We start from the raw sequence: 11,548 nt of genomic DNA, 5'->3' as shown, positions 1-11,548 counted from the left end.
CCCCCCCCCCCCCCCCCCCCCCCCCCCCCCCCCCCCCCCCCCCCCCCCCCCCCCCCCCCCCCCCCCCCCCCCCCCCCCCCCCCCCCCCCGGGCCGGGGTGACCAGCTCGGCGCCTTGGCCGGCAGGTTGGTCAGGGGGTCAGCGCGATCCCGTCCGGCACGTTGCCGACCGTGACGGACGGGCCGACAGTGCCGGTCACCGTGTTGACGGGCCGGATCTCGTTGGCGTTGGAGTCCACCGTCCACAGGGTCCGCCCGTCGGCGGCGAAGGCCAACGCGTACGCCCCGCTGCCGGTCGGGATCAGCGGTCCCGGGGTGCCGGTGGCGGTGCTGACCGGGGTGAGCCCGCCGGCACCGTTCGCCGCGACGTACGCGGTCCGCCCGTCCGGGCTGACGGCGACGTACTCCGGCCCGGCACCGGTCGGGACCGTGCGCACGACCTGGTAGCTACCGGTGTCGATCACCGAGACCGCGCCGGAGCCGTTGTCGGTCACGTAGGCCTGGCTGCCGTCCGGGGTGAAGGCCACCCCGAAGGGCGCCGCGCCGACCGCGATGGTGTGGGTCACCGTGCGGGTGGCCAGGTCCACCACGCTGACCGTGCCGTCGCCCTGGTCGGCCACCCAGAGCTCCTGTCCGCCCGGGCGCACCCGCAGCCGCTCGGGCTGGCCGCCGACCCTGATCGGCTGACCGGCCGTCAGGGTGGTCGTGTCGATCGGTTGGACGGTGCCGTCGCCGTAGTTGCTCACCCAGACCGTCCTGCCGTCCGGGGTGGCGGCCACGTCGGCGGCGACCTGGCCGACCTTGACCCTCGCGGTCACCGCGTTGCTGGTCAGGTCGACCACGGTGACGTCGTTGGAGTTGTTGTCGGCCACGAAGAGGTGACCGGCGGCGGTGGTCGCGCCGTCCGGGCCACTGCCGACCGGGATGGCCGGGCCGACGCCCATGGTCCGGGTGTCCACCGGGGTCACCGTGTTGTCGCTGTAGTTGGTGACGTAGGCGGTCGGGATGGTCTGCCCGGGTCGGGCCACGGTGACCAGCAGGTCGCTGCGGGCCAGCACCGCGCCGTTGGCGGCGTGCGCGGTGAGGCCGATCCGGTAGTAGCCGGTGGGGGTGGTGGCGGACGCGCTCACCGTGACGGGGGTGGCCACGGTGGCACCGGCGGTGGCCGTCACGGTGGCCGAGGACGGACTGGCGGTCAGCCCGGCGGGCACGTCGGCCTGCCAGCTGACCGTGGCGGGTGTGCTGCCGGCCGAGTTGTCGGTGCGGACGCTGACCGGCGTGCCGCTGCCGGGGGCGATCCGCAGCTGGCCGGGGTCGGCGCTGACGGCGGCCCGGCTGGTGGGCGGGAAGCTCACCGGGCCGGCCCCGAAGGCGGGTGGGGCGTCGCCCGCGCCGGTGCCCCAGGCGGTGTTGGGCGCGGCGCCGAGCCGGAAGTCCAACCGGCCGGTGCGGGTCAGGTCGACCCAGGTGCGGCCGGACGGCCGGCCGTCCACGCTGAGGCCCTGCACGTAGGTCTGGCCGGCGCCGGCCGCGTTGATCACCAGGTCGTGGCCGTGCGGGCGGTGCACCACGGCGTGCGGGAAGAGCGGGCTGCCCAGCACCACCACCGGCACGCCCGGGGTCTGCGGGTAGAGGCCGAGCGCGGACCAGACGTACCAGGAGCTCATCGCGCCGAGGTCGTCGTTGCCGGGCTCGCCGCCCGGGGTGGCCGAGTACAGGGTGTCCATGATCTTCCGCACTGTGGCCTGGGTCTGCCAGGGTTCGCCGGTGCTGTCGTAGACCCAGGGGGTGTCGAAGGCGGGCTCGTTGCCCTGCCAGTGGTAGGGCCGGTCGGGCCCGGCGTTGAGATGGCCGAAGTAGCTGTCCAGCCGGGCGTTGACGGCCTGGTCGCCGCCCATCCCGGCGATCAGCGCGGGCAGGTTCTGCGGGACCATCCAGGTGTACTGGGCCGCGTTGCCCTCCTGGAAGCCGCTCTGCCCGAAGCCACCGGAGGTCTGCACCGGCAGGCCGGGCGGGAACGCGCCGTCGGCGTCGCGTGGACGGATGTAGCCGGTGGCGGTGTCGAACAGGTTGGCCCAGTTCTGCGAGCGGGTGAGGAAGCGGGCGGCGATCGCCTGGTCGCCGAGCGCGCCGGCCAGCCGGTTGATCGAGAAGTCCGCGAGCGCGTACTCCAGAGTCTCCGACGCGCCGTTGGGCACCGGGCTGATCGAGTCGGCGGCCACGTTGGGCACGTAGCCGCGGCTCAGGTAGTCGGCGCCGTGCGGGCGTTCGACGTACCAGCCCTGGCCCGGCGGGCCGCTGGTGTCCTCGGCGCCGTGCACCATCGCGCTGAGCGCGTGCCCGGCGTCGAAGCCGCGGGCGCCGAAGGCGTAGGCGTCGGCCAGGATCGGGTCCGCCGCGTCGCCGTTCATCACGCCCGTGTAGCCGTTCGCCACCGGCCACTTGGGCAGCCAGCCGCCCTGGTCGGCGTCGTTGAGCAGTGAGGTCGCCAGGTCGGAGGTGACCTCCGGCGCGATGGTGGCGAGCAGTGGCAGTTCCGAGCGGTAGATGTCCCAGCCGGAGTAGTTGGCGTACTGCGCATGCCCCTTGGGGACCCTGTGCACCGCGCCGTCGAAGCCCGGGTAGCTGCCGTCGGCGTCGCTGAACAGGTTGGGGTGCAGCAGGGCGTGGTAGAGCGCGGTGTAGAAGGTGCTCTGCTGGGCCCGGGTACCCCCGCCGATGCCGATGGTCCGCAGTTGCCGGTTCCAGGCCCCCCTGGCCTGGGCGGCCACCTGCTGGACGTTCCAACTGTGTGCCTCGGCCGTCAGGTTGGCCTCGGCGCCGGCCACGCTGACGTAGGAGACGGCCACCTGCATGCCGACCTCCGGGTTGCTCCGGGTGTCGAAGGTGAGCCAGCCGCCGGCCACCACGCCGCTCTGGGCGGCCTTCGGGTCCCCGGCCGCGTCGGCCTGCTGTCGGCCGTTGACCGTGACGTCGCCGCCGCCCGGGTCGACCGTGCTGGTCGCGGGTGACTGGCCGCCCCAGGTGCCGGTGGCGGTGAACGGGCGGTCGAAGCGGGCGGCGAAGTGGATGGTGTAGCTGTCCGACTGGCCGCAGAAGTGGCCGCTGGTCACCGTTCCGGTGATCTCGCGGTCGCCGACGGTCTGGAACGAGGCGGCCGAGCTGCCGTTGGCGCTGTCGGCCACCTTGACCAGCAGTCGGGCCTGGTCGGTGGCCGGGTAGTCGAAGCGGGCGACCCCGGTGCGCGCGGTGACGGCGAGCTGGGTGCGCACCCCGCCCGCCGTCACCGCGTAGGAACCCGGCTGGGCCTGCTCCGAGCTGTGCTCGAAGGCCGCGGCGGCGGATCCCGGATCGGCGGGCAGCGCGCCGGTCAGCGGGAGGATCGGCACGTCACCGGCGATGGGGCAGCCGGGCCCGGAGAGGTGGGTCAGGCTGAAGCCGGTGGTCGAACTGTCGGCGATGTTGTAGCCGCCGCCGTCCGGCCGGGACGGGGTGTCGGGACTCCACTGCAGCATGCCGAACGGCACGTCGGCACCGGGGAAGGTGTCGACCTGGCCGACCACGTCACCACCACTGCCGGTACCCGCGAACGGGTTGACCAGCGCGGCCGGATCGGCCACCAGCGCGGTGGGGTCCGCCGCGAAGGCCGCGGGGGTGAGGGCGGGGGACGCCAGCAGGACGCCGGCCAGGAGCAGCGCCCAGCGGCGCCGGGGCCGCGGCGGGCTGGTTCGGGACAGGACAACCACCTCTTCTCGGCGATGAGCTGATGGATGGTCAGGAGCTGCAGCTGGCCTTGTACAGGAACTGGTCGATCGACGGGTCGTGCAGGTTGTCGCGGGTGATGCTGGCCAGGTCGGTCTGGATGGTGGCGGTGACCGGCTTGCCGGTGAGCGCGTTGTTCAGCTGCTCCACCGCCTGCTGTCCGATCCCGTACGGGTCCTGCGAGATCAGCGCGTCCACCGTGCCGTTCTCCAGCGCCTGTACCTGCTGCGGGCCGGCGTCGAAGGAGACCACCTTGACCTTGCCCTGCTTCCCGGCGTTCTTCAGGCCGGTGCCAACCCCCTCACCGGTCTGCGAGTTGGCGGCGAAGATACCCACCAGGCCGGGGTGGGCCGAGAGTTCGTCGCCGACCGCGGAGGCCGCGCCCTGCGCGGTGTCGCCGACCTGCCGGACGTCGTCGATCCTGATGCCGGGGTACTTGGCGGCCAGCTCCTGCTTGAAGCCCTGGATCCGGGCGTTGGTCGTCGTGGTGGTCAGGTCCGGTGTGAGCACCACCACCTCGCCGGTGCCGCCGACGAGCTGGGCCATGGTGTCGGCGGCCTTCTGGCCGCCCTGCACGTTGTTGGACGAGATGTGGGTGATGCCGAGGCTGCCGTCGGTGAGCGTGGTGTCGACGATGGCCACCTTGGATCCGTTGCTCTGCAGCGTTCTGACCGGCCCGGCCAGCGAGTTGGGGTCGACCGGGGAGATCAGCACACCGGCCGGGCGGTTGGCGGCGACGCTGTCCACCGAGCTGACCTGCTCCGGCACGCTCCACTCGGGCGAGCCGGTGGCGCTGAAGCCGTCACCGAGCTTCTTGGCCTCGGCGGCGGCGCCGCACTTCATGGTGATGTAGAAGGGGTCGCCGGTGTTGCCCGCGATGAAGGCGATGTTCCTGGCACCGGAGGCGCTGCTCCCGCCGGAGCTGCCGCAGCCGGTGAGGGCGCCGAGCGCGAGCGTCGCGGCCGTCGCGACCGTCAGGTAGCGCCAGGACACGGAGGCAGGGGGCATGGTGAGGGATTCCTTGTCTGTGCGAAGGGCGCTGGCTGTGCGAGGGAGTCGGGTGCGCTGCCGGCGGGGAGTCAGCGTCGCTGCCGGCGGCGGCGCCGCAGCTGGTCGGCGTAGACGGCGGCGATCAGTACCGCGCCGACCGCGACGGTCTGCCAGAAGGACTGCACCTGCAGGATGGTGAACCCGCTCTGCAGCACGGCCGGGATGAAGACGCCGATCACCGTGCCGATCACCGATCCGGTGCCGCCGAACAGGCTGGTGCCGCCGAGCACGACGGCCGCGATGGCGTTCAGGTTGTCCTGGGTGCCGCTGGTGAGTGTGGTGCTGCTGAAGTGCGCCAGGTTGAGTACCCCGGCCAGCCCGGCCAGCAGGCCGGAGAGCGCATACACCTTGATCAGGTGGCGGTCCACCCGGATGCCGGCCCGGGCGGCAGCCTCGTCGTTCGAGCCGATCGCCCGGGTGTAGCGGCCGAACCGGGTGGCGCCGAGGGCGAAGGCGGCGATCGCGACCACCGCCACCGCGATGACGATCAGCCAGGGGATCCCGGCCACGCTGCCGCTGCCGACCGAATTCGCCAGCGCCGCAGGCACGTTGCCGATGTCCACGCCGTGCGTGATGATCTGCGCGAAGCCGAGCGCCATGCCGAGGGTGCCCAGCGTGACGATCAGTGGCGGCACCTTGGCCTTGGTGATCAGCACCCCGTTCAGCGCGCCCCAGCCGAGCCCGGCCAGCAGCCCCGCCGCGCTGCCCGCGGCGATCACGCCCCACCCCGCCTGCGGCCCGCCGTCCAGTGCGTTCATGGTCCGGACCGCGACCACCCCGGAGAAGATCAGTACCGAGCCGACCGACAGGTCGATGCCGGCGGTGACGATCACGTAGGTCTGGCCCACCGCCAGCACCACCAGGATCGCCGACTCCACGGCGATGCTGCGGAACTCGAAGGTGGTGGCGAAGGCGTTCGGCCGCAGCGTGGAGAAGACCGCCACCAGCGCGGCGAGCACCAGGAAGGTCCAGAGCGCGTTCTCGCCGCGGACCCGCTGCCAGAGCCCGGCGGGCGCCAACCGGGCCGGGGGAGCGGCGGACTCGGCCGCCGGACGCGGACTCCCGGACGTCTGTATACCGCTCAAGCTGCATCATCCTCGTTCGACAGGGCGCCGGTCATCGCGCCCACCAACTCCTCCAGCGAGGTCTCCGCGGCCCGGAACCGGGCTACCCGCCGCCCCAGCCGGAGCACCTCGACGCGGTCCGCGACCGACAGCACCTCGGGCATGTTGTGGCTGATCAGGACGACCGAGACGCCGCGGTCGCGGACTCGCCTGATCAGCTCCAGGACCCGCTCGCGCTGCACCACGCCCAGTGCGGCGGTGGGTTCGTCCATGAACACCACCCGGGAGGCCCAGGCCACCGACCGGGCGATCGCCACGCTCTGCCGCTGGCCGCCGGAGAGGGTGGCGACCGGGGCGTCGATGTCCTTGAGCCGGACGCCGAGTTCGGCGAAGGCCTCGATCGAGCGGGTGCGCATCGCGCGCCTGTCCAGCACGCCGAGGGGGCCGAGCAGCCCGCCGCGGCGCGGCTCCCGGCCGAGGAAGAGGTTGGCGGCGGCGTCCAGGTCCGGGGCGAGCGCGAGGTCCTGGTAGACCGTCTCGATTCCCAGGGCCTGCGCGGCCCGTGGCCCGGCGAAGGTCACCGGCTCGCCGTCCAGCAGGATCTCCCCGCCGCTCGGGGCGACGGCACCGACCAGGGTCTTGACCAGGGTCGACTTGCCGGCGCCGTTGTCCCCGATCAGGGCCACCACCTCCCCCTGGTACACCGAGAAGTTGGCCTCGCGCAGCGCCTGGACCTGGCCGTAGGTCTTGACCAGCCGGCGCGCTTCGAGCAGTGGTGCGGTCACCCGTCCTCCTTGCTCCGACAACGTTGTCGAGGTTGGCATGAACTCACGTTGGCTCGGCCCTGTCAATACTTCCGACAGAGTTCGACGAAGTGTCAGCTAGCAGGTTTGCAAGGGGATTTGGAACAACTACGCTGGCCCGGGCTGTGACCTGACAACGTTGTCGAGAGGACTCCGGGATGACCGAGCAGACGGACCGCTCCGCGCCCGAGACGGCGGGCCGGCCGACCATGAAGGACGTCGCCGCGCTCGCCGGTGTCGGCCTCAAGACCGTCTCCCGGGTGGTCAACGGCGAACCGGGTGTCCACGAGTCGACCGCGGCCCGGGTGCACCAGGCGATCGACCAGCTCGGCTTCCGGCGCAACGACGGCGCGCGGCTGCTCCGGCAGGGCCGGCACACCAGCAGCGTCGGGCTGATCCTGGAGGACGTCGCCGATCCGTTCTACTCGCTGCTCACCCGGGCCGTGGAGGAGGTGGCACGGGCCCACGGCTCGCTGCTCTTCACCGGCTCCTCGGCCGAGGACCCGGCCCGGGAACGGGAGTTGGCGCTGGCCTTCTGCGCCCGGCGGGTGGACGGCCTGGTGATCGTCCCCACCGCGGCCGACCACGGCTACCTGGCCGCCGAGGTGGCTGCCGGCACGGCCGTGGTGACGGTGGATCGCACCCTGCCCGGCCTGGACGTGGACACCGTGCTCACCGACAACCCGGGCGGCACCCGCACCGGCGTCGAGCACCTGCTCAGACAGGGCCACCGGCGGATCGGCTACCTCGGCGACGCCCCCGACATATTCACCGCCGCCGAGCGGCTGCGCGGCTACCGGGGCGCGATGGCCGACGCCGACTGCCCGGTGGACCCGGCCTGGGTGTCCATGGGCCGGCCGGAACCGGTGGGCCTGCGGCTGGCGTTGGACCGGATGCTCACCGGTCCGCGCCCGGTGACCGCGCTGGTCTGCGGCAACAACCGGACCACGGTCGCCGTGCTGCGCGAGCTCGCCGCGCTGCGGCGCTCCCCGGCGCTGGTCGGTTTCGACGACTTCGAACTCGCCGACCTGCTGGCCGTCCCGGTCACCGTGGTCGCCCAGGACCCGGCGCGGCTCGGGCGGATGGCCGCCGACCTGCTCTTCCGCCGGCTGGCCGGGGAGCGCGGTCCCGCCCAGCGGATCGAGCTGCCCACCCAGCTGATCCCGCGCGGCAGCGGGGAACTCCCGGTCCGCTGAGGCGCGCTGGCGATCGACCGCCGGCCGTCCGCCGCCCGGCCCACTGCTCCGAACGGGTGATGCGCCGGCATGCCCCGCTGCGCCCCGGCCGCGCCTCGTCCCGAGTCGCCGGGCGGTGCGGCACCATCTGCCCTGGCCGGACCGTCGTCACCGCCCCGGGGCGCCCCGGCCGGGAGGTTGCGATGCGGATCCTGCTCGTGGCGAGCGCGTTCAACAGCCTGACCCAGCGGGTCTTCGCCGAACTGCGCGACCGCGGCCACACCTTGGCGGTGCAGCTGGTGGCCCCGCCCGCGCTGGGCGACGCGGAGCTGCGCGCCGCCGTCCGCCGGTACCGGCCGGAGCTGTTGCTGGCCCCGATGCTGCGCAGCGCGATCCCGCCGGACGTCTGGTCGACGCACCCCTGCCTGATCGTCCACCCCGGGCCGCCGGGCGACCGCGGGCCGTCCTCACTCGACTGGGCGATCCACGAGGGCGCCACCGGGTGGGGCGTCACCGTGCTGCAGGCGGGCGAGGTGCTGGACGGCGGCGACATCTGGGCGGAGGTCCGCTGCCCGCTGCCGCCGGTCGGCAAGAGCGACCTCTACCGCAACGAGATCTCCGACGCCGCGCTGGCCGCCGTGCTGCTGGCGATCGAGCGCTTCGACTCCGGCGGGTACGCCCCGCGCCCGCAACACGGCCCCGGCTGGGACGTCGCCGACCACACCCGGCCGTACTTCGCCCAGGCGCTGCGCCGGATCGACTGGACGAGCGCGCCGACCGTCGAGGTGCTCCGCGCGCTGCGCGCCGCCGACTCCCAACCCGGCGTGCTGGACGAGCTGTTGGGCGCCGAGTGGTACCTGCACGGCGGCCACCCGGAGGACGAGCTGCGCGGCGAGCCCGGGGCCCTGATCGCCACCCGGGACGGCGCGATCTGCCGGGCCACCACGGACGGCGCGGTGTGGATTCCCCAGCTGCGTCCGCGCCGCACGCCGGGCGGCCCGGCCACCTTCAAGCTGCCCGCGGTCACCGCGCTCGGCGACCGGCTGCCGCCGCTGCCCGAGCGGCCGGCCCCGCTGGAGCGGCCCGCGAACCGGCGCACCTGGAGCGAGCTGCGCTACCACGAGAACGGCCAGGTCGGGTTCCTGCGCTTCGGCTTCCCCGGTGGGGCGATGAGCACCGGCCAGTGCCGACGGCTGCTCGAGGCCTACCGCTACGCCTGTCGGCGGCCGACCTCGGTGCTGGTGCTCGACGGCGGCCGGGACCTCTTCGGCAACGGCATCCACCTCAACGTGATCGAGGCCGCGGCCGACCCGGCGGCCGAGTCCTGGGCCAACATCAACGCGATGGACGACCTGGTGGCGGCGATCCTCACCACCTGCGACCGGGTGGTGGTCGCGGCGCTCGGCGGCAACGTGGCGGCTGGTGGCGCGATGCTGGCGCTGGCCGCGGACGAGGTGTGGTGCCGGGACGGCGTGCTGCTCAACCCGCACTACAAGCTGATGGGCCTGTACGGCTCGGAGTACTGGACCTACATCCTGCCGCGCCGGGTGGGTGGTGCGCTCGCCCAGCGGCTCACCGGCCGGGCGCTGCCGGTCACCGCGGCGGCGGCCCAGCGGCTCGGCCTGGTGGACCGGCTGATCCCCTGCCCGGCCGAGGAGTTCGGCGCGGAGACGGCCCGGTACGCGGCGCTGCTGGCGGCCTCGCCGCACCTGCAGGACCGGATCACCGCCAAGAAGGCGGCCCGCGAGCGGGACGAGGCGGCCAAGCCGCTGCGCACCTACCGGGCCGAGGAACTCACCGTGATGCGAAGGCAGTTCTTCTCGCCCGGCGAGCCGTACCACGTGCTGCGCGGGGCCTTCGTCCGCAAGGAGCCGCCGGTGCGCAACCCCGCCCACCTGGCAGCCGAGCCGCCGGCCGTCCCGGCGGTCCGGCCGGCCCGGGCAGGCGCCGGGCCGACCCCGCCGGGGTCCTAGGCAAGGTGCGCTACCCGGCCGCCGATCACCGTCAAGGTGGGTGCGAGGCCGAGCAGTTCGTCCACCGGAACGGTGAACGGGTCGGCCGGGTAGGCGGTCAGATCGGCCGGGGCACCGGGGACGAGGGTGCCGGTGGCGCCACCGCCGAGCAGCTGCGCCCCGGCGACCGTGTAGCGGTGCAGGGCCTCGGCGCGGCCGATCGCGTGCCGCGGCCCGAGCAGGCCGGCCGGGGTGTGCCGGGTGGTCATGCCGTGCACACCGCGCAGCGGGTCGAGCGGGCCGATCGGGTGGTCGGTGCCGGCGCTGAACCAGACTCCGGAGTCCTCCAGTTGGCGCAACGGAAAGAGACCGGCCGTCCGCTCGGCACCCCAGGCGGCCGTCAGCGGCTCGGCGAGCCCGTCCAGCAGGGCCTGCTGCACGGTGAGATGGAGGCCCAGCCGGACGGCCTCGCCGATCAGACCGGCGCCGATCAGACCGGCGTGCTCGATCACCAGCAGCCCCGGCGGGATCGGGCCGGTCCGCTCGACCACCTCGCGTACCGCGGCCAGCAGCACCGCGATGGCGCGGTCGCCGAACGCGTGGGTGCCGACCGGCCAGCCGCGGCGCACGCAGGTGGCCAAGGCCGACGCCAACTCGCTCTGCTCCCACAGAAGATCGCCGTAGTAGTCCGGCCGGTCGAGGTACGGCCGGGTCAGTGCGGCGGCCTCCGCGCCGCCGTCGAGCACGAACTTCAGGCCCCACAGGCGCAGCAGGCCCTCGCCCGCGCCGGGCCGGATGCCCTGCGCCTCCAGGCCGTCGAGGTAACCGGCCATCGAGCCGGCGGAGTTGATCGCGGTCGGGGTGGACATCGTCATCACGTGGCTGCGGACGGCCAACTGGCCGGCCTCCTGGGCCTGTTGGTAGCTGCGCCACTCCGCCGGAGTGACGGCCGGGTCCCGCACGGTGCCGAGCCCGTGGGCCGCGTAGCCGGCGGACGCCTGGGCCATGCCTGCGGCGAGGGCGTCGGCGGGCAGGGGTGGCAGGGCATGCTGGGCGAGTTCGAGTGCGGCGTCCTGCACCCAGCCGGTCGGGTGGCCCGCGGCGTCGCGGGCGATGAAGCCGCCGGGCAGGTCAGGGGTGTCGGGGCCGAGGCCGGCCAGCCGCAGCCCGGCGGAGTTGAGCACGCCGTTGTGGCCGCCGCGCAGGGCCAGCACGGGGTGTTCGCCGGTGGCCCGGTCCAGCTCCGCCGCGGTGGGCATCCGGCGCTCGGCCAGCCGCAGTTCGTGCCAGTCGGCGCCGGTGAGGATCCACTGTCCCGGTGGGGTCAGCGCGGCCCGTTCGCGGATCAGCTCGACGAACTCGGCGATGTTCCGGGCCTGGGCGACCGGCACGCCCAGCACGTTGCGGGCCGCCAGCATCAGGTGGTTGTGGGTGTCGACGAACGCCGGGAGCACGGTGAGGCCCGGCTCGTCGAGCACCGTGGTGTCCGGGCCGCGCCAGGCGGCCAGCAGGTCCGCCTCGTCGCCGGGCCCGGCCACCGCCACGATCTCGCCCGCGCGCACCGCCAGCGCGGTGGTGGGCGGCGCGGCCGGGTCCATGGTGTGCATCGCACCCGCGCGCAGCACCAGATCGGCTGCCGACTCCCTGTTCATCCGACTCTCCGCTCCCTGGGGTTTCCGGCTCATCGTGATCGTCGACCGCCGGCGGCACGGGTGCCAGAAGGCATCATCAGAACGCAGGAAA

General features: G+C 73.9%; 7 protein-coding genes. 2 read left to right on the top strand and 5 right to left on the bottom strand.

Annotated features, from left to right (window positions below):
- Positions 1–130: 130 nt before the first annotated feature.
- The 4 genes from ACZ38L_RS22155 to ACZ38L_RS22140 form a co-directional block, all read right to left on the bottom strand.
- Positions 131–3,745, bottom strand: a complete 3,615-nt coding sequence (locus ACZ38L_RS22155; protein ID WP_465696187.1) for a GH92 family glycosyl hydrolase — start codon at positions 3,743–3,745, stop codon at positions 131–133.
- A gap of 28 nt (positions 3,746–3,773) precedes the next feature.
- Complete coding sequence (locus tag ACZ38L_RS22150) at positions 3,774–4,769, bottom strand: ABC transporter substrate-binding protein (protein WP_465696185.1); 996 nt, start codon at positions 4,767–4,769, stop codon at positions 3,774–3,776.
- Between the two features lie 71 nt (positions 4,770–4,840).
- Positions 4,841–5,896: an ABC transporter permease gene (locus ACZ38L_RS22145; RefSeq protein ID WP_465696183.1), complete on the bottom strand. Its 1,056-nt coding sequence runs from the start codon at positions 5,894–5,896 to the stop codon at positions 4,841–4,843.
- The gene (locus ACZ38L_RS22140) at positions 5,893–6,630 is read right to left on the bottom strand and encodes an ATP-binding cassette domain-containing protein (RefSeq protein WP_465696194.1); all 738 of its coding nucleotides are present in this window, start codon (positions 6,628–6,630) and stop codon (positions 5,893–5,895) included. The genes ACZ38L_RS22145 and ACZ38L_RS22140 overlap by 4 nt, the downstream gene beginning before the upstream one ends.
- Before the next feature lie 206 nt (positions 6,631–6,836).
- On the opposite strand from ACZ38L_RS22140, the gene ACZ38L_RS22135 reads away from it, so the two are divergent.
- The gene (locus ACZ38L_RS22135; protein ID WP_465696181.1) at positions 6,837–7,874 is read left to right on the top strand and encodes a LacI family DNA-binding transcriptional regulator; all 1,038 of its coding nucleotides are present in this window, start codon (positions 6,837–6,839) and stop codon (positions 7,872–7,874) included.
- Positions 7,875–8,056: 182 nt separating this feature from the next.
- The gene (locus tag ACZ38L_RS22130; RefSeq protein ID WP_465696179.1) at positions 8,057–9,826 is read left to right on the top strand and encodes an enoyl-CoA hydratase-related protein; all 1,770 of its coding nucleotides are present in this window, start codon (positions 8,057–8,059) and stop codon (positions 9,824–9,826) included.
- Here the strand turns inward: ACZ38L_RS22130 and ACZ38L_RS22125 are convergent.
- The gene (locus tag ACZ38L_RS22125) at positions 9,823–11,457 is read right to left on the bottom strand and encodes an amidohydrolase (RefSeq protein WP_465696177.1); all 1,635 of its coding nucleotides are present in this window, start codon (positions 11,455–11,457) and stop codon (positions 9,823–9,825) included. The genes ACZ38L_RS22130 and ACZ38L_RS22125 overlap by 4 nt on opposite strands.
- Between the last annotated feature and the right edge of the window lie 91 nt (positions 11,458–11,548).

The sequence above is a fragment of the Kitasatospora sp. NPDC024654 genome (assembly GCF_055559155.1).
The sequence above is the reverse complement of the archived record's forward strand: the minus strand, read 5'-3'. Positions and strand labels throughout refer to the sequence as shown.